The 17,388-nt window shown below is 64.5% G+C and carries 17 protein-coding genes; 1 reads left to right on the top strand and 16 read right to left on the bottom strand.

Annotation, left to right across the window (positions count from 1 at the left end; genetic code table 11):
- Positions 1 to 58 precede the first annotated feature (58 nt).
- The 10 genes from ACV1FX_RS19165 to ACV1FX_RS19210 all read right to left on the bottom strand — a co-directional run bounded on the left by ACV1FX_RS19165 (position 59) and on the right by ACV1FX_RS19210 (position 9,807).
- Positions 59 to 955, bottom strand: coding sequence for an amidohydrolase family protein (locus ACV1FX_RS19165; protein WP_473119108.1), 897 nt, complete (start codon positions 953 to 955; stop codon positions 59 to 61).
- Between the two features lie 23 nt (positions 956 to 978).
- Complete coding sequence (locus tag ACV1FX_RS19170) at positions 979 to 2,226, bottom strand: MFS transporter (protein ID WP_473119109.1); 1,248 nt, start codon at positions 2,224 to 2,226, stop codon at positions 979 to 981.
- A gap of 48 nt (positions 2,227 to 2,274) precedes the next feature.
- On the bottom strand, positions 2,275 to 3,006 hold the full coding sequence (locus tag ACV1FX_RS19175; RefSeq protein WP_473119110.1) for a GntR family transcriptional regulator: 732 nt from the start codon (positions 3,004 to 3,006) through the stop codon (positions 2,275 to 2,277).
- 184 nt (positions 3,007 to 3,190) lie between these two features.
- The gene (locus tag ACV1FX_RS19180; protein ID WP_473119111.1) at positions 3,191 to 4,498 is read right to left on the bottom strand and encodes an adenylate/guanylate cyclase domain-containing protein; all 1,308 of its coding nucleotides are present in this window, start codon (positions 4,496 to 4,498) and stop codon (positions 3,191 to 3,193) included.
- A 33-nt stretch (positions 4,499 to 4,531) separates the two neighbouring features.
- Positions 4,532 to 5,695, bottom strand: a complete 1,164-nt coding sequence (locus ACV1FX_RS19185) for an ABC transporter permease (protein ID WP_473119112.1) — start codon at positions 5,693 to 5,695, stop codon at positions 4,532 to 4,534.
- 12 nt (positions 5,696 to 5,707) lie between these two features.
- On the bottom strand, positions 5,708 to 6,646 hold the full coding sequence (locus ACV1FX_RS19190) for an ABC transporter ATP-binding protein (RefSeq protein WP_473119113.1): 939 nt from the start codon (positions 6,644 to 6,646) through the stop codon (positions 5,708 to 5,710).
- Positions 6,643 to 7,446, bottom strand: coding sequence for an HlyD family secretion protein (locus tag ACV1FX_RS19195; RefSeq protein WP_473119114.1), 804 nt, complete (start codon positions 7,444 to 7,446; stop codon positions 6,643 to 6,645). The genes ACV1FX_RS19190 and ACV1FX_RS19195 overlap by 4 nt, the downstream gene beginning before the upstream one ends.
- Positions 7,443 to 8,138, bottom strand: a complete 696-nt coding sequence (locus tag ACV1FX_RS19200; protein WP_473119115.1) for a TetR/AcrR family transcriptional regulator — start codon at positions 8,136 to 8,138, stop codon at positions 7,443 to 7,445. The genes ACV1FX_RS19195 and ACV1FX_RS19200 overlap by 4 nt, the downstream gene beginning before the upstream one ends.
- A gap of 83 nt (positions 8,139 to 8,221) precedes the next feature.
- The gene (gene adhP / locus ACV1FX_RS19205) at positions 8,222 to 9,247 is read right to left on the bottom strand and encodes an alcohol dehydrogenase AdhP (protein ID WP_473119116.1); all 1,026 of its coding nucleotides are present in this window, start codon (positions 9,245 to 9,247) and stop codon (positions 8,222 to 8,224) included.
- 149 nt (positions 9,248 to 9,396) lie between these two features.
- Positions 9,397 to 9,807, bottom strand: coding sequence for a DUF2000 family protein (locus ACV1FX_RS19210; protein WP_473119117.1), 411 nt, complete (start codon positions 9,805 to 9,807; stop codon positions 9,397 to 9,399).
- 193 nt (positions 9,808 to 10,000) lie between these two features.
- On the opposite strand from ACV1FX_RS19210, the gene ACV1FX_RS19215 reads away from it, so the two are divergent.
- Positions 10,001 to 11,830 carry a CYTH and CHAD domain-containing protein gene (locus ACV1FX_RS19215; protein ID WP_473119118.1) on the top strand — a complete coding sequence of 610 codons (1,830 nt, stop codon included), beginning with the start codon at positions 10,001 to 10,003 and terminating at the stop codon, positions 11,828 to 11,830.
- 41 nt (positions 11,831 to 11,871) lie between these two features.
- On the opposite strand, the gene ACV1FX_RS19220 is transcribed toward ACV1FX_RS19215, so the two are convergent.
- The 6 genes from ACV1FX_RS19220 to ACV1FX_RS19245 form a co-directional block, all read right to left on the bottom strand.
- Positions 11,872 to 12,261, bottom strand: coding sequence for a DUF4189 domain-containing protein (locus tag ACV1FX_RS19220; RefSeq protein ID WP_473119119.1), 390 nt, complete (start codon positions 12,259 to 12,261; stop codon positions 11,872 to 11,874).
- A gap of 209 nt (positions 12,262 to 12,470) precedes the next feature.
- On the bottom strand, positions 12,471 to 14,075 hold the full coding sequence (locus tag ACV1FX_RS19225; protein ID WP_473119120.1) for an NTP transferase domain-containing protein: 1,605 nt from the start codon (positions 14,073 to 14,075) through the stop codon (positions 12,471 to 12,473).
- Positions 14,072 to 14,773 carry an XdhC family protein gene (locus tag ACV1FX_RS19230; protein ID WP_473119121.1) on the bottom strand — a complete coding sequence of 234 codons (702 nt, stop codon included), beginning with the start codon at positions 14,771 to 14,773 and terminating at the stop codon, positions 14,072 to 14,074. The genes ACV1FX_RS19225 and ACV1FX_RS19230 overlap by 4 nt, the downstream gene beginning before the upstream one ends.
- A gap of 2 nt (positions 14,774 to 14,775) precedes the next feature.
- Positions 14,776 to 15,099, bottom strand: a complete 324-nt coding sequence (locus ACV1FX_RS19235; RefSeq protein ID WP_473119122.1) for an XdhC family protein — start codon at positions 15,097 to 15,099, stop codon at positions 14,776 to 14,778.
- 10 nt (positions 15,100 to 15,109) lie between these two features.
- The gene (locus tag ACV1FX_RS19240) at positions 15,110 to 16,312 is read right to left on the bottom strand and encodes a vWA domain-containing protein (RefSeq protein ID WP_473119123.1); all 1,203 of its coding nucleotides are present in this window, start codon (positions 16,310 to 16,312) and stop codon (positions 15,110 to 15,112) included.
- 125 nt (positions 16,313 to 16,437) lie between these two features.
- Positions 16,438 to 17,346, bottom strand: a complete 909-nt coding sequence (locus ACV1FX_RS19245; protein WP_473119124.1) for an AAA family ATPase — start codon at positions 17,344 to 17,346, stop codon at positions 16,438 to 16,440.
- Positions 17,347 to 17,388 lie beyond the last annotated feature (42 nt).

Consider the following 17,388-nt stretch of genomic DNA (forward strand, 5'->3'; position numbering starts at 1 on the left):
GATAGCAGCCGTCATGCCCCAAAATTCGGAGCACTCGGTGCAATCCGCGTGAGAGAAATTAGAAGAAGAGCTGATGCGGCGAGGCCAGCACCTGCGCGCGCTCGCCCTGATCCGGCACGAGTTCGTCGAGGAAGCGGCGGTTCTTCTCGTAAGTCTGCGTCGCCTCGAACTGCGTGTGCGGCCAGTCGCTGCCCCACAACAGGCGGTCGAGACCGTAAGCTGCGCGCAGCAGCGGGTAGGCTTCCTTCGCAAAGCTCTCGCCGGCGACGCCGTTGCGGTACGGCGCGGAGATCTTGAGCCAGACATTTCTGGTGGCACCCAGCTTCAGCACCGACTGGAAGCCGGGATCGGCGACCCCGAGTTTTGGATCGGGCAGCGCGAAGTGGTCGAGCACGACGGTGATGCCGCGATCGAGCAGCTGCGGCGCGAGTATTGCGAGATCGGTGGCGTTGCGCTGGATCTCGACCTGCCAGCTCAGCGACTTGACCGATGCAAGCAGCGCCTTCCATTCGGGCGCGCTGAGATCCGGCAAGGGCTGGCCGACGAGATTGAGACGGATGCCGACGACACCGGCGCGGTCGAGCGCGGCAAGCTCCTCCGAAGGCACCGCGGGATCGACGACGGCGATGCCGCGCAGCCGGCTGCCCGCCGCCTTCAGACATTCGACGAGATAGGAATTGTCGGTGCCGAGAAAGCTCGGCTGCACCAGCACGCCGTTGGTCGTGCCATTGCGATCGAGCTGCCGCAGATAGAGATCGAGCGGCGCGTCATAGTCCGGCGCGTAGCGCCGTCCGGGCGCAAGCTTCAGGCCGCGATGAAAGACGTGGGCATGGGTATCGATCGCAGGCATCATCACCTCACTCACCGCCTTGCCCGCACAGGCTATCACCGAGGCAAGGGCAGCAGCGCCCGCGCCGAATTGACGGCGCGTGAGGCCGCGTTGGCTTGTCGTCATGTTTGCTGCTCCACATTCGAAGGTCAGGCGCGTGAGCCGGCTGCGGCCTGCTCGAACACCTTGCCGCGGGTCTCGGGCAGCAGCAGCACAGCGATCAGCACCAGCGAATAGGCAAAGGCCGCGTCGATGCCGATCGCCGGCCCGAGGCCGATATGATCACTGAGATAGCCGACGAGGAACGGAAAGGCGGCGGAGACGACGCGGCCGAAATTGTAGCAGAAGCCGACGCCGGTACCGCGCACGCCGGCCGGATAGAGTTCGCTGAACAGCGCGGCCATGCTCGCCGGAATGCCCGCAGAGAAGAAGCCGAGGGGAAAGCCCAGCACCAGCATCTGTGAATTGGTCAGCGGCGCGAAGATGTAGACGAGCACGGTGACGATGCAGGCCGAGGCGAACAACGCGACATTCACGCGCCGGCCGATGCGGTCGCTGATGATGCCGCTCATCACGCAGCCGCAGAAGAAGGCGATGATGATGACGGCGAGATAGCCGCTCGAGCCCAGCACCGACAGATGCCGCACCTCGCGCAGGTATGTCGGCAGGAACGTCGTCAGCGCGGCGTAACCGCCATGCGCACCGATACCGAAGAGACCGCCGATCAAGGTCGCGCGCAGCACGTCACGATGGAAGATGCCGGCGAGCGTGGCGAAGAACGGCGGCTGGGTTGCACTCGCTCCCGCCCGCTGCGGCTCCTTCAGGCCACGGCGGATAAAGATGATGAGCAGCGCAGGCAACAGTCCGATCGCGAACAGGATCCGCCAGGCGATATCCGCCGGCGCATAGGTGAAGACCAGCGCGGACAGCAGCACGGCAGCGCCCCAGCCGACCGCCCAGGCGCTCTGCACCGAGCCAAGCGCCTTGCCGCGATGCTCGGGACGGATGATCTCGGCCATCAGCACCGCGCCGCAGGCCCATTCGGCACCGAAGCCGAGGCCCTGAATGGCCTTCAGGACCAGGAGTTGCGCAAAGCTCATCGCGAAAGCGCTGGCAAAGGTCGCAAGCGCGAAGGCAGCGACCGTGATCTGCAACGCCTTGACGCGCCCGAAGCGGTCACCGAGCGCACCGCCAAGCCAGCCGCCGAAGGCGCCGAAGAACAGCGTGACCGAGCCAAGCAGGCCGGCATCGGCCTTGCTGATGCCGAACGCCGCGATCAGCGCGGGGATCGCAAGGCCGAACATCTGCACGTCGAGCGCGTCGAGTGCCCAGCCGCCGAAGCTTGCCCAGAAGGTGCGCCGCTCGAGCGGCGAGCTTTCGCTGTACCAGTTTGCCATCGTCTCTTCCCTGAAATCGTTATTGCTTGGTGTCGTTGACGTCCGCGCTCACCGGATCTCGGCGTGGTAGCGGAAGCGATTGGCCGGCCCGCGCGAGCGGCGCCATTCGATCGGACGGCGTTCGAGATCGAGCGCGAGACGCTCGATGACGATCAGCGGTGCGTGGGCCTCGAGCCGCAACAGACGAGCCTGCATCTCGCTCGCGGTCTCGACCGTCAGGATTTCCTCGGCCGATACCACCACCTCGCCACAGCGCTCTTCATAGAGCGGATAAAGCAGGTCGCCGAACTCGGAGGGGTCGATGTCGAGGATCGCAGCGAAGCGCGACTTTTGCAGCCATATCTCCTCGGCAAGCAGCGGTACGTCGTCGATCAGGCGCAGGCGCGACAGGCTGATCACGGGTTCGCCCGTGGGGATACGCAGCGCGGATGCGACGGCGGAGGTTGCCGGCACGCATTTCCGCCTGAGGATGCGGCTCTGCGGCACGCGGCGCTCGCCGCTCTCGGACTGGAAACGGAAGAAACGGAACAGCGAAGAGTTGAAGCGCGCGCGGCGGACGAAGGTGCCGCGGCCCTGCTGGCGCTCCAGCACGGCATCGCTGACGAGCTGATCGATCGCCTTGCGTACCGTGCCGATCGCGACGCCGAAATGCGCGCCAAGTTCCGCTTCAGACGGGATCGGCTCGCCCGGCCGCCATTCATTCCGATTGATCCGCGCGGCGAGATCGTCGCGCAGGCGCTGATAGCGTGGCAGCCGGTCGTCGAGCGGTACTGAATTCATATAGTCATATAGATGACTAGATGAGAAATGAGTCAATGACTACCATATTACCTTAAACGTACGCCGTTATTCCAAGGCGCGCGAAGGGCGAATCCGGAATCTCGAGATTCCGGGTTCGGTGCTGCGCACCGCCCCGGAATGACGGGTAAGCAGGCTGCAATTCTGACAATTGGAGGATGCACCCTCACCCCAGCTGAAACACCGCCATGGGCCGCTCGTAGCCGCGCACCTCGACCTCTCCAAGCGCAACGGCATCGTCGCCGTCATCGCCGAGCACATCGCGCACCGCGGACGAAATCAGAAGCTGCGAGCCGAAATCCTTGTTCAGCGTCTCCAGTCGCGAGGCGAAGTTCACGGTGTCGCCGATCACGGTGTACTCCTTGCGCCGTGGCGAGCCGATGTTGCCGGCGACCACCTCGCCGAAATGAATGCCGATGCCGATCCGCAGCGGCCAGCTTGATTGCGCGTTGATGTGGTCCATCGCGGCAAGCATCTCGCGGCCGGCAGCCACGGCCCGGTGCGCTGCGTCGGATGCGGCGAGCGGCGCGCCGAACAGCGCGAGAAAGCCATCGCCCAGGAACTTGTTCACGATGCCGCCGTGGCGGTCGAGGATGTCGACCAGCACGGCGAAGGCGCCATCGAGCCGGTCGACCACGTCCTGCGGCGAGCGCGAGCGTGCACCTGCGGTGAAGCCGCGGAAGTCGACGAACATCACCGCGACACGCCTGATATCACCCGCAGTCGTGGTGCCCTCCGCCATCAGCCGCTCGACGACCTGCGGCGAGACATGCTGACCGAACAGGTTCGTCACCCTGTCGCGCGCGGTGGCCGCCATGATGCTTGCCGCGAACTGCCGGCGGAGCTGCGCGCCGACGGCGCCTGCGAGCACGCCGCAGACCAGGATGATGGCACTGCGCACCGCATGGAAATAGGCCTGAGGCTCGCCGGCGCCGCTGACGGGATCAAAATAGAGCGCGACGGCGAGGAGCTGGGCCGCCGCCACGAAGCCGGTGAAGGCCGACAACCAGAAATCGAGGCGCAGCGTCGAGAGAATGATGAAGATGAAATAGACGAGAGGCACCGCAAAACCGAGTGCCGGGATCGCCCCCATGCTCCGGATCTCCAGGACCAGGATGACTGTCGGCAGCGACGTCTCGATCAGCGTCCCGATGTACCGCCTGACCACCGGCACGTCCCGATCGAGCCTGAGATTTCGCCTGATCTGGGACTGAACCCAGACCTCGAACAGGACGAAGCCGATCAGCAAGCCGTAGACCTGGATCAGCCCGGACGTCCCGTGCCAGACCCGGTCCACGACGTTCGGGGCGAACAGGTACATCGCAGTGATGAACAGGATCATGACGCATCCCGTCACGATCAGTGCCTTGACGCGCAACAGCTCGGTCCGCAGCACCTCGCGTGCCAGCTCGTGCTCGAAATCAGCCGATATCGCGGCTTGCTGCCCGGTCGCCCCGCCTGCAAATCTGACCATCCCGCCCCCTTCGTCGTGGCGGGGCATTTTGCCTCAATCGAGCGTTCGGCGGAAGCGTGTCACGGCGATGGTCATGGCAACCAGCATGAGGGCCGCCAGCGCCAAAGTGTCATATTGCAGGTTCTGGACGGTTGCGCCCTTGAGCATGATGGCGCGGACGATACGCACATAATGCGTCAGCGGCAGCCCCTCGCCGAGGTATTGCGCCCAGACCGGCATGCCGGCGAAGGGGAACATGAAGCCGGACAGCAAGATGCTCGGCAGGAAGAACATCATCGACATTTGCATGGCCTGGAGCTGGTTCTGCACGATGGTCGAGAAAGTGTAGCCGATCGCGAGATTGGTGGTGATGAACAGCGTCGACAGCAGCGCCAGCAAGGTGAGGCTGCCGAGCACGGGCACGCCGAACAGCAACACACCGATCGACAGGATCAGGAAGGCCTGGATGAAGCCGACCAGCACGTAAGGGATGATCTTGCCGAACATCACCTCGACCGGCCTTATCGGCATCGAGAGCAGGCTTTCCATGGTGCCGCGCTCGACCTCGCGCGTGACCGACAGCGCGGTGAAGATCAGCATGGTCATGGTCAGGATGGTGCCGACGAGGCCCGGCACGATGTTCAGTCGCGAGGATGCGGCCGGATTGTAGCGGGCGTGCGCGCGGATCTCGAACGGCATGTCCGGGGGATCACCGGTGTAGAGATCGTGCTGTAGCGCGGTCTGCACGATCATGCCGAGCGAGCCGAGCGCGGCGCTTGCCGCGACCGGATCGGTCGCGTCGGCAGCGACCAGCAGCGCCGGCTTGTCGCCGCGCCGCACCGCGCGCTCGAAACCGCGGGGAATCTCGACGCCGAACAACACCTTGCCGGACTTCAAGAGGTTGTCGAACTCGTCGACGTCGTGCACCTCGCGGATGAAACGGAAATAGGCGGTGTTCTCCAGCGCCTTCAGCACGGAGCGGGCGAGATCGCTGTCCTCCTGGAGCAGCACCGCGCTCGGCAGGTTGTGCGGCGTGGTGTTGATGGCGTAGCCGAACAGCAGCAGCTGCATCACTGGGATCATCACGATCATGGCGAATGAGACGCGGTCGCGGCGGAGCTGGATGAACTCCTTGACGACCATCGCATAGGACCGCCGCCAGAAGCCGAAGCGCTCGCGGATGTCGTGGCCGTGATCTGAGACGTTTGCAACGCTCATTGGAAATTGTCCTTATTGGAAATTGTCCCTGGAGCGGTTCATGAGCTCGATGAAGACGTCTTCGAGCGAGGGATGCGATTTCTGCCAATGCAGCCCGGCTTTGTCGCGCCACGGCGCGATGCTGGCCTCGAGCGCCGTGACATCGCGGCCGGAGACGTGCAGCGAGGTGCCGAACGGCGCGACCATGTCGACCCCGGGCTTGCCGTTGAGCTCGGCGGCGAGGCCGTTCAAATCATCGCCGGTGACGGTGTAGGTGGTGAGCGCGGATTTCGCGATCACCTCGTCGACCGTACCGTGGGTGAGAAGATGACCGTAGGCGATGTACGCGATCTCGTGGCAGCGCTCGGCCTCATCCATGTAGTGGGTGGAGACCAGCACGGTGAGGCCCTCAGCGGCGAGCGCGTGGATCTCGTTCCAGAAATCGCGCCGTGCCTTTGGATCGACGCCGGCAGTCGGCTCGTCCAACAGCAGGAGCTGCGGATTGGGCAGCGTGCAGGCGCCCAGTGCCAGCCGCTGCTTCCAGCCGCCGGAGAGCTCGCCGGCGAGCTGCTCCTCGCGGCCCGAGAGGCCGAGCCGCTTGATCATTTCACCTGCCGCGCCGCGCGCATCGCGCATGCCGTAGAGCCGCGCAACGAACTCCAGGTTCTCGCGCACCGAGAGATCCTGGTACAGGCTGAAGCGCTGGGTCATGTAGCCGACCTGGCGCTTGATGCGCTCCGCATCGCGCCTGATGTCGTAGCCGAGGCAGGTGCCCTCGCCGCTGTCGGGCGTCAAGAGACCGCAGAGCATGCGGATGGTCGTGGTCTTGCCACTGCCGTTAGGACCGAGAAAGCCGTAGATCGAACCCCGCTTCACCTGCATCGACAGATCATGCACGACTTCGCGGCCACCAAAGGTCTTCGTCAGCCCTTTGACGTCGATCGCGATACCGTTGCCGGCTGTCCCGTTCATCGCTTGTCCGCCACCGGAGTCTTGATGTCAGAAGTCTTGGGATTGAGATAGACGTCGATCGGCTGGCCCACGCGCAGCGCGTCGGGCCGCGACGGTCGCGCCTGGATCAAATAGACGAGCTTGTTGCGTTCATCGAGGCTGTAAATCACCGGCGGCGTATATTCGGCAGTGGTCGCGATGAAATAGATCTTCGCGGTGAGGTCGTCAGCGCAATTGTCGCAGGCGACCCGCACCTGGTCGCCGATCGCAAGCTTCGGCAGCTCCGTTTCCGGCACGAAGAAGCGCAGCTTCATGTTGCCGGGCGGCATGATCGACAGCACCGGCCGCTGCGCCGCCACCATCTCGCCCTCACGAAAATAGATCTGCTGGATGGTGCCGGCGACCGGCGCAAATCCCCTGCGCCGTGCAAGCCGCGTCTCCGACGTCGCGACGCGCGCCTCAGCAACCCGCAGGGCCGAAACCGCGGAATCGAGATTGGCCTGCGTGCCCGAGCCCGTCTTGCTGAGCGAGGCCGCACGATCATAGGTCTGCTGCGCATTCGCCAGCGTCGCCTTGTTCTGGTTGAGATCGGCAAGCTGGAGATCGTCATCGACCGAATAGAGGGCATCGCCGACCTTCACCTCGTCACCTTCGCGAACGTTGAGCTTGGTAACGCGGCCAGCCTCATCAGGGCTGACGAAAATCATGTCGGCCTCGACCCAGCCCTGGAAGCCGGGATCGCGCTGCTCCTTGCAGCCGGCAAGCCCGGTTGCGAGCACAGCGACCAATGCAAATGCAAAAACTGCTTGTGACGACCTCATGTCGTCCTCCGTTCGCCAAAAATCAAATCGAGATGGACGCGCAGCATCTCCTGCGCATCGAGCGGTGCGTGCCGCGCAAACAGGCTCTGCCAGATCACCGCAATCATCGCGGGCGCGACCAGGATCTGCGGAAAGCGCGCAAGGTTTTTTTGCTGAATCTCGCCGCGGGCAATTCCGAGCTCGATCAGCGCGCGCATGCCGGCCATCCCGCGCGACACCACCTCGCGATAGTAGAAGTCGGCCACGGCCGGAAAGCGCGGCCCCTCCGCCACGATCAGGCGCACGAGATCGCCGCGCCTGGTGTTCGCGACCTCCTTGAGGAAATTGGTCGCAAAGGCCTCGACGAGGTCGCGCACCGAGCCGGTCGGCGGCGGCAGCGTGGTGAGCCGCTCGACCACCGGCACAATGACGATGCGCACCAGCTCCTCGAACATGGATTCCTTGTCCTTGAAATGCAGGTAGATCGTGCCCTTCGCCACACCTGCGCGCTTGGCGATGTCGTCGAGCCGTGTCGCCGCGAAGCCGCGCGCGATGAACTCCTCGAGCGCCGCCTCCACGATCGCAGCGCGCCGCTCCGCCGCGCGCGCGGCGCGGTTCGATGCGGGAGTGGTGGTCTCTCCCGTACCTTTGCGGCCTTTACGAACTCCAGGGATTAAGGAGGACGCGGCGGATTTGGTTGGCTTCGAGTTCATCGTCAAAATATGACTGACTAGTCAGTCAAAGTCAAGAATTACCTGGCCGGGCACTTCGTAAATCGACCAACACATTGAAAAAATTAGATGAAATTGAGCACCACGCGACCCTCGATCTTGCCGGCCTTCATCTTCTCGAACACCGTATTGATCTCGGCGAGCGGCACCTTGGTGACTTCGGCATGGACCTTTCCATCGGCTGCGAAGGCGATGGCCTCGTCGAGATCCCTGCGCGTGCCGACGATCGAACCGCGCACGGTGATACGCTTCAAGACGACGTCAAAGATCGGGGTCGGGAATTCCCCGGGCGGCAGACCGACGAGACTGACGGTGCCTTTCCGGCGCACCATCTTCAGCGCCTGCGCGAAGGCGGCCGTCGAGACGGCGGTCATCAGCACGCCATGAGCCCCTCCCCCGGTCGCGGCCAACACCTTGTCGACGGCATCTGCATTCAGCGCGTCAACGGCGAGATCGGCGCCGGTCGTGCGCGCCAGCGCGAGCTTATCCTCGGCAATGTCGATGGCGACGACCTTCAGTCCCATCGCCTTGGCGCATTGGATCGCGACATGGCCGAGACCGCCGACGCCCGAGATCACCACCCATTCGCCAGGCCGTGCCTCGGTCTCTTTCAGCCCCTTGTAGGTCGTCACGCCGGCGCACAGGATCGGCGCCACGGCGGCAAAATCGATATTGGCCGGCAGCTTCGCCGCGAACGCGGCAGCGGCGACGACGTATTCGGCAAAGCCGCCGTTCACGCTGTATCCGGTGTTGTGCTGGTGCTCGCACAGCGTTTCCCAGCCGGTCTCGCAATATTCGCAAGCCATGCACGAATCGTGGAGCCATGCGACGCCGACGGCGTCGCCGACTTTCAAGTTGCTGACGCCCGGTCCAAGCGCCGCGACGACGCCCGCGGCCTCATGGCCGGGAATGAAAGGCGGAACCGGCTTCACCGGCCAGTCGCCCGAGGCCGCATGCAGATCGGTGTGGCAGACGCCGCAAGCCTTCACCTTGACCAGGACCTCACCCGGACCCGGCTGCGGCACCGGCACATCCTTGATCTCGAGTGGCTTGCCGAAACTGGTGACAACGGCAGCTTTCATGGTCGGCATCGGTCTATTCCTTTTGCATTTGCGCAAAGGCAGACTAGTGACCGCCCGATGCGTGCCCTTGATTGGCGTCAAACAGCACAATGTTTGCGCATGGCCTGCGTCGGCAGACCACGCCGTGACAACAGCTTCGCGTGAGCGCGCTGAAAGCGTCAGCCGTGGAACTTCAAACCGTCGACAATTTTATCGATCACTTTGCGCTCGGCGCGCATCGCGATACCGACGAGATTGAGATCGGTGCGCTCGACCGCCCTCACCGCCTCGCGATTGGCGGCATCGTGTGCCGTCTTGAACATGTCCTCAGTATAGACCGCGGGCGTGACGTTGCGCGTCAGGGCGCGATCGAGCGCGCGGGATAATGCAGGGCCATCAGCGCCGTAGATCAGGATCGGCTGGCCGATCAGCGAAAGATATTTCGTCCCCGACGCGTCCTCGTAGGGCTCGCCGATACATTCGGGAAAAGTCGCAGCGATTCCGCTGGTGAGGAACGATGCCACATTGAGCTTCTGCCACGCCTGGAGGTCGGTGCGGATCACGACGGCGATCTTGGTGTCGAATTGCATGACTTCTCCCATACCGCGCATTGCGAAAGACGATTTTTCAAGCGCGCGTCATTTGCGGATGAATGTAATTCAGATTGACCTATTGTTCAGAGCACGAAAATTTCAAACTCGCTGCAACCGGAGACCGCTTCCCCGCGCGAATCGAGTCGGCTATACATCCAAGTTACTGTCATCAAACCGTCACATAAGTCTCATGTCCGAATCTGGCGCGTTGAAGCCGGCCTTCGAAACCGTGCTGGGTGTACCTCGACCCAATGGCCATCTTGTTCCAGAGGACAGGACGAGGACCAAGAAAGAGGACAGGAAGAAAACCAAAAGCTCTCTCGCGTCTCGCGCGGAACAAGAGCCCGGCCCTCAGGAGCGCGTCGACGACGCGCTCGGGCACGGCGACCTCTCTGACGCCGAGGGCGTTCGCGTCGATCAAGCGCCGCCCGTTGGTGACATCTCCGGACAAGACGTCTCCCCGTCGGGCGAGGTTGCTTCACACAGCACCGAACTCGAACTCAAGCTGCTCGTCGATGCCAATCGCCTGGCGGATTTCAACAATGCACCTATCATCGCGGCGAATGCCCGCAACAAGGGCACGCGAAGGCACCTCAAGGCCGTCTACTACGACACGCCCAAGCGCGCGCTTCAACGCAACGGATTGAGCTTCAGGGTCCGCCAGAGCGGCACACGATTCACGCAAACCGTGAAGGCCGAGGCCGCGAGCGACCCGCTCCGGCGCGGCGAGTGGGAGGCGAGCGTGCGGTCCGCTGCTGCGGATATCGCGCTGGCAATGCCGTTCATCCCGGAAAAGCTGCGTGCCGATCTCGATCGTCGTCCGCTCGAGGCGGTCTTCACCACCGACATCCACCGGCATCAGCGCATCGTCGACCTGCCGTCCGGCTCAGTCGAGGTCGCATTCGACCACGGCGTCCTGAAATCCGGCGATCGATCGATGCCGGTCAGCGAGATCGAGTTGGAGCTCAAGTCCGGCAACCCATCGGCGATCTACGAGCTTGCGCTGCGGCTCGCCGAGCATGGCCCGGTGAGACCATCCATCCGCAGCAAATCAGCGCGCGGATTTGACCTCGCCGCCGACACCTCGCCGGCCGCAGGACGGCCGCGCAAGCTGCGCCTCGATCCATCGGCCTCGCTCGATGAGACCTTTGCCGCTATCCTGCGCGCCTGTCTCTTTCATCTCCTCCAGTCGCTTCCCGCCGCTGAGGATGGCCGCAATCCCGAAGGAATTCATCAGCTTCGCGTCGCGCTGCGGCGCCTGCGATCCGCCATGCATCTGATGCAGTCGGTGCTGTCGGTGAGCAAGCTCGACGTGCTGCGCGCAGAGGCCAGGTGGCTGGGACAAAATCTCTCTGCCGCACGCGAGTGGGACGTCTTCCAGAGCGAAACTCTGCGCATCGTTGCACAAGGCTGCCCCTCGATCGCCGGCTTCGATGCTCTGGACGAAGCCGTAGAGCAACGCCGGACCGCCTCCTACGACAAGGCACGCCTGGCACTCGGCGACCGCCGCGCGGCGTATTTCGTGATCGGCCTTGGCGGCTGGATCGAAGCGCGCGGCTGGCGCAGCGACGTCGCCCCCGAACATCTGGCGCAACTGGCTGAACCTGCCATGAACTTTGCGCGGCGCATCCTGTCCGCCCAGCATGCAAAGGTGCTCAAGCGCGGTCGCCGCTTCAAGTCGCTCACGACCGAAGAGTTGCACCGCCTGCGACTTGCGGTGAAGAAGCTCCGCTACGTCGCTGATTTCCTGTTGCCGCTCTACGGACAGCGCAAGTCCGCAAGGCGCTTCTCCGACCGGCTGGCCGATTTGCAGCACGAGCTCGGCATCTACAACGACATGGCGACAACGGCTTCGCTGCTCGCGGATATCGGCACGGAGTCCACAAGCGGCAGCACTGCGGCGGCCGCGATCGCCGGCTGGCAGGCACACGCGATGGTCGGCTCCGAACCGCGCCTGAAGAAGGCGTGGTCGGATTTCGTCAAGGCAAAGGTGCCCTGGTCGATCGACACCGAAGCCTGATCGGCCGAGCCTCGGCAAACCATTCGCGCGAGCTACGCAATTCAGCCCTTCGCGTCACACGCCCAGGCGCGTATCACGCATTCCTTGCCGCCATATTTGTAGCATTCGCGCGTGGCGGCGTTGAGCGTCGTCGAGATCTTCGGCTTCACGGCATAACCATAGGCGCCGCAGGGATTGGCGAGATCGACCGACATCGCGGCGCAGGCGCGCTTCATGGTCACGGTGGTGCACTCGCCCTTGCACTGCTTTTGTGCGGCGGCGCGCGCCGCGGCTTCGCCAGGGAAATCATAGGCATGGCCATAGGCGCCGCATTTGCCGACTGCGAAGGCGCCGGCGGCGTGCGCGTCCGTGACGTGGCGAGCCCCTGCCACAACAACGCTCAGCCCAAAGAAAAACATCGCGCAACGGCGCGCGACGACGTTCGAAGACATGGAAATTCCCCTCCCCCGAGGCAGGCGGAGGGGACTCTATCGGCCGGTCGTTTCCAGATGGTGAACGAGTGGTTGAAATCGCCGCTTTCGTAGGGTGAGTTAGCGTCAGCGTAACCCACCTCTCTACGATCCGCGCTGAAAGAAGTGGTGGGTTACGCCAAGCGGACTACGCTTCGCGCAGCCGCAGGGCTAACCCACCCTACGCAGCCTCAGCCGCGTCTCGCGGCCTCCAGGGCCTGCGGGGTGTCGATGTCGAGGAAGGCGCTCTCGCCGTCGACGGGCACCTCGGCCACGACTTCGGCATGCTTGGCGATCAGATGCCGCGCGCCGATGTCACCGTCGAGCGTCATCAATTCACTGAAGAAGCGGCGCGACCACAGCACGGGATTGCCGCGGCGGCCTTCGCTCACGGGCACGGCAATCAGATTGCCGCGGTCGGGTGCAAAACTGTCGATGAGGCGGTCGATCAGGCCGGCATCGATCAGCGGCATGTCGCCGAGGCAGACCAGCGCACCATCGGAGCCGTTCGGCACGGCCGCGACGCCGGCCTTGACCGAACTTGCGATGCCGCCGGCAAAATCCGGATTGCGAACGAACGTCACCTTCAATCCGGCAAGTGCCTGCTCGACCAGATCAGCCTGATGACCTGTGACGACGATCACCTCGGATGCTTTCGAAGCCAGCACCTGTTCGGTCGCGATCCGCACCAGCTTCTTGCCCTCGAGCTCGGCGAGCAGCTTGTTCGGCCCGCCCATCCGGGTCGAGCGTCCCGCGGCGAGCACGATCGCGGCGACGCGGCTGTTGCCTTCGGTCTCGGGCTTTGCGCGCGGCTGCGGCCGCGTGACGATTTCCATCAACAGGCCGCCGACGCCCATGCCCATCAGTTCGGCGCGCGTGACCTTGATGCCGGCGAGTAGCCGCATCAGCACCCAGTCAAAGCCGTTTTCGACCGGCGATCGTGCACAGCCCGGCGCGCCCAGCACGGGCACCTGGCCGGCGCGTCCGATCAGCAGCAAATTGCCGGGATCGACCGGCATGCCGAAATGCTCGATCGCGCCGCCGATCTCGTTGATCGCGGCCGGGATCACGTCGCGGCGGTCGGCGATCGCGGAAGCCCCGAACACGATGACGAGCTCGGCGCCGAGTGCGAGCAGCTCCTTGATTGCGGCCGACAGCGCCGTTTCTTCGTGCGGCACCCGCCGCTCGGCAATGACGGTCGCGCCCGCAGGCGCCAGCCGTTCGGCGGTAACGCGCAGCGTCTTGTCGACGACCTTGGAGGACAGTCCCGGCAGCAGCGTCGAGACGACGCCGACGCGCTTGATCACGTAGGGCGCAACGCGGAGCACGTCGCGACCCGCCGCCTTCACCGCGGCATCGCGCAACGTTCCTTCAACGCCGAACGGGATGATCTTGACCGTACCGACCATCTCGCCTTCGACCACCGGCTTGAAGGCGGAGAGCGTTGCGAAGGTGATGGCTTCATCGACGTTGTTGATGCGATCGACCGCAGCGCGGTCGATCACCAGTACGCCAGGCCTTGCCGCGAACAGATTGGCGCGGCCGGTGAAGGCGCGCTCGACATGGATGCCGTCGCCGCCGACGGCCTCCGCAATCCCGGCAGCCGCGACGTCCTCGGAGACGTCGCCCTGTTCCATGCGCACCACGACGATGTCCTTGATGCCGGCACGGGTGAGCGCCTCGACCTCGCTAGGGCCGATCGTCGTGCCCTTCTTCAGCACCAGCGGACCCTGGCGCAGGGTGTGGACGGTCACCCCACCGATCGCATCCCTTGGGCTCGCGGGGCCGAACTTCATGCTGCTTCTTCTTTTTCTTTCGGAGGCAGGCGGAGCACCGCCGTGATCTCGGCCATGATCGACACCGCGATCTCGGACGGCGAGACCGCGCCGATCGCGAGCCCGATCGGCGCATGGATCCGGGCGATATCGGAGTCCTGGGCGCCCTGCGCGCGCAGTCGGTCGCCGCGCTTGGTGTGCGTCTTCCGCGAGCCGAGCGCGCCGATATAGAAGCAGTCGCGCTCGAAGGCGTGCAGCAGCGCGGGATCGTCGATCTTGGGATCGTGCGTCAGAGCGACGAAGGCGGTGTAGCGGTCGATGTTGAGCGGCGGCAGCGCGACGTCGGGCCATTCTGCGATCAACGGCACGTCCGGGAAGCGCTCGGGGCTCGCGAAGGCCGTGCGGGGATCGACCACCGTGACATCATAGCCGAGTGAGCGCGCCATCGGCGCCAGCGCCTGGCTGATATGGACGGCGCCGACGATCACCATCTTCGCGGTCGGCGCATAGACGTTGAGGAACAGTTTCTTGCCGGCGGCTTCGACATTGCCGCTCTTGCCCGTGCGGAGCTGCTTTTCCAGCTCGGCGCGCAGCGGATCCTTGGCAAAGTCTCCGGCCTTCACCAGTCGCTGCTCACCGCTCCCGGTGTCGGTGACGAGGATGACCGGCCGCCGCGCGGCGCGCTCGGCATTGAGTTCGTGCAGGGTCTCCAGCTTCACGGCTAGCCCACCTTCTCGACGAAGACGCGGATGGTACCGCCGCAGGACAGCCCGACATTCCAGGCGGTCTCGTCGGCAACGCCGAACTCCAGCATTTTCGGCTTGCCCGTCTCGATCACGTCCATGGCCTCGGTGACCACGGCGCCTTCGACGCAGCCGCCGGACACCGAGCCCAGAAACGTGCCATCGTCGTTGATGACGAGGCTCGAGCCCGCGGGCCGCGGCGCCGAGCCCCAGGTCTCCACCACCGTTGCAAGGGCGACGCCATGGCCGGCCTTCTGCCAGTCCTCCGCCGCCCTCAGGATATCCTCGTCGCGATCGAGCATGGCCTACCTCTCAAGCTGCGGAACGGATCAGGCTGCGGTGATGGGGCGGCAGCGGCTGGGAGAGCGTCTTGATCAGCTCCTGGATCGAACTCAAATTATGTACGGGGCGGAATTCGTCAACGTGGGGCAGCATCATTTTGATGCCCTGCGCCTTGGCCTCGAAGCCGCCGAACCGCAGCAGCGGGTTCAGCCAGATCAGCCGGCGGCAGGAACGGTGCAGCCGGTCCATCTCGAAGGCGAGCTTGGAGTCCGCCTCGCGCTCCAGCCCGTCGGAGATCAGCAGCACGATGGCGCCCTGGCTCAGCACACGCCGCGCCCACAATTTGTTGAAGTTGTGCAGCGAGGTTGCGATGCGCGTGCCGCCGGCCCAGTCCTCCACCGCCGCCGAGCAGCTTGCCAGCGCCTCGTCCGGATCGCGCTGGCGCAGTGCGCGGGTGACGTTGGTGAGGCGGGTGCCGAACAGGAACACGGAGACGCGCTTGCGCGCGTCGGTGATGGCATGGAGGAAATGCAGGAACAGGCGGGTGTATTCGCTCATCGAGCCCGAGATATCGAGCAGCGCCACGATCGGCGCCGGCTTCTCGATCCGGCCGAGGCGGTGGATATCGATGATGTCGCCGCCGGTGTGCAGCGATGCGCGCAAGGTTCGACGCAAATCGAGGCGCAGCCCGCGCCGATCAGGCCGTTGCCGGCGCGTCAGAAGCTCGGCCTGCGGCAGCTTCATCTTCTCGATCGCGCGCAGCGCTTCGCTGATCTCGGCCGCGCTCATCTGCGCAAAATCTTTCTTCTGCAGGATTTCCTTGTCGGAGACCGACAGCCGCAGATCCTGCTCCTGGTGCTGCGGCGTTTCCGTCATCTGCGGCTGCGACAGCGCCTCCTGGACGCGGCGCGAAGCCGGCGGCGGCTTCTTCTTGGCGTGATCGGGCAGCGGCACCGAATCCAGTATGTGCTTCCACTCTTCCGACGCGCGGAAGAACAGGTTGAAGGCCTGCTTGAAGATCAGCGCATGCTCATGGCGCTTGACGAAGATCGCCTCCAGCGTGGTGAAGACGTCGGCGCGGCTGCCGATGTCGATTACCTGGAGCGCGTTGACGGCATCGATCACCGCGCCGGGGCCGACGGGAAGAGCGGCGGCGCGAAGCGCGCGGGCGAAGCCGACGATGTTGTCGGCGAACTGCTCGGTCTTGTCAGGCGCAAGGTGATTGATGGCCATCGTTCAGCACCCTCCACTCGTCATTCCGGGGCGCGCCCTCTTGGGCGCGAGCTATGATGCGCAATTGCGCATCATAGCTTGCGCTCACGCACGCCCCGGAATGACAAGCTCATTTGTGGCACGAGCTAATTCTCGCTCGTCGCGTCCTTCAGCACCTTCTGCAAGGCATCGCCCTGCATGCGGACGATATCGTCCTGATATTTGAGAAGTGCGCCCAGCGTGTCGCCGACGACCTGCGCCGTCAGCGAGCGGGCGTCGAGCTCGGAGAGCGCGGTGGCCCAGTCGATGGTCTCGGCGACGCCAGGGGACTTGTAGAAGTCCTGGTTGCGCAGCGCCTGCACGAAGCGCACGACCTGCTGCGACAGCTTTGCCGAGATGTCCGGCACGCGCGTCTTGATGATCGCGAGCTCGCGGTCGGCGGAGGGATAGTCGACCCAGTGATAGAGACAGCGACGCTTCAGTGCGTCGTGGATCTCGCGGGTGCGGTTGGAAGTGATGATGACGATCGGCGGATGCGGTGCTTTCACGGTGCCGAATTCGGGGATGGTCACCTGGAAGTCGCTGAGGATTTCGAGCAGATACGCCTCGAACGCCTCGTCGGCGCGATCGAGCTCGTCGATCAGGAGCACCGGCGGGCCGGCAACATCCGGCTCCAGCGCCTGGAGCAGCGGGCGCTTGATCAGATAACGATCGGCGAAGATGTCGGACGAAAGCTGCTCGCGATCGGTATCACCGGCGGCCTCCGCCATCCGGATCGCGATCATCTGCGCGGCACTGTTCCACTCGTAGACCGCCGAGGAGACGTCGAGGCCCTCATAGCATTGCAGGCGGATCAGCTTCCGCCCCAATGCCGCCGACAGCACCTTTGCGATCTCGGTCTTGCCGACGCCGGCCTCGCCTTCCAGGAATAGCGGCCGCCCCATGCGCAGCGACAGATACGTCACCGTCGCCAGCGACCGCTCCGCGAGATAGCCGCGCGAAGTGAGGAGTTCGAGCATCGCATCGACCGATGCCGGGAGTGCCGCTGCAGTCATGAAAGAGCCAGTCTCGCTACGCCCGATCCGGGCAACTCTCAT

The sequence above is a fragment of the Bradyrhizobium ingae genome, from assembly GCF_055791185.1.

Coding starts and splice junctions, on each gene's coding strand:
- ACV1FX_RS19165 (WP_473119108.1), bottom strand. CDS start 955: ATGACGACAAGCCAACGCGGCCTCACGCGCCGTCAATTCGGCGCGGGC.
- ACV1FX_RS19170 (WP_473119109.1), bottom strand. CDS start 2,226: ATGGCAAACTGGTACAGCGAAAGCTCGCCGCTCGAGCGGCGCACCTTC.
- ACV1FX_RS19175 (WP_473119110.1), bottom strand. CDS start 3,006: ATGAATTCAGTACCGCTCGACGACCGGCTGCCACGCTATCAGCGCCTG.
- ACV1FX_RS19180 (WP_473119111.1), bottom strand. CDS start 4,498: ATGGTCAGATTTGCAGGCGGGGCGACCGGGCAGCAAGCCGCGATATCG.
- ACV1FX_RS19185 (WP_473119112.1), bottom strand. CDS start 5,695: ATGAGCGTTGCAAACGTCTCAGATCACGGCCACGACATCCGCGAGCGC.
- ACV1FX_RS19190 (WP_473119113.1), bottom strand. CDS start 6,646: ATGAACGGGACAGCCGGCAACGGTATCGCGATCGACGTCAAAGGGCTG.
- ACV1FX_RS19195 (WP_473119114.1), bottom strand. CDS start 7,446: ATGAGGTCGTCACAAGCAGTTTTTGCATTTGCATTGGTCGCTGTGCTC.
- ACV1FX_RS19200 (WP_473119115.1), bottom strand. CDS start 8,138: ATGAACTCGAAGCCAACCAAATCCGCCGCGTCCTCCTTAATCCCTGGA.
- adhP (WP_473119116.1), bottom strand. CDS start 9,247: ATGCCGACCATGAAAGCTGCCGTTGTCACCAGTTTCGGCAAGCCACTC.
- ACV1FX_RS19210 (WP_473119117.1), bottom strand. CDS start 9,807: ATGCAATTCGACACCAAGATCGCCGTCGTGATCCGCACCGACCTCCAG.
- ACV1FX_RS19215 (WP_473119118.1), top strand. CDS start 10,001: ATGTCCGAATCTGGCGCGTTGAAGCCGGCCTTCGAAACCGTGCTGGGT.
- ACV1FX_RS19220 (WP_473119119.1), bottom strand. CDS start 12,261: ATGTCTTCGAACGTCGTCGCGCGCCGTTGCGCGATGTTTTTCTTTGGG.
- ACV1FX_RS19225 (WP_473119120.1), bottom strand. CDS start 14,075: ATGAAGTTCGGCCCCGCGAGCCCAAGGGATGCGATCGGTGGGGTGACC.
- ACV1FX_RS19235 (WP_473119122.1), bottom strand. CDS start 15,099: ATGCTCGATCGCGACGAGGATATCCTGAGGGCGGCGGAGGACTGGCAG.
- ACV1FX_RS19240 (WP_473119123.1), bottom strand. CDS start 16,312: ATGGCCATCAATCACCTTGCGCCTGACAAGACCGAGCAGTTCGCCGAC.
- ACV1FX_RS19245 (WP_473119124.1), bottom strand. CDS start 17,346: ATGACTGCAGCGGCACTCCCGGCATCGGTCGATGCGATGCTCGAACTC.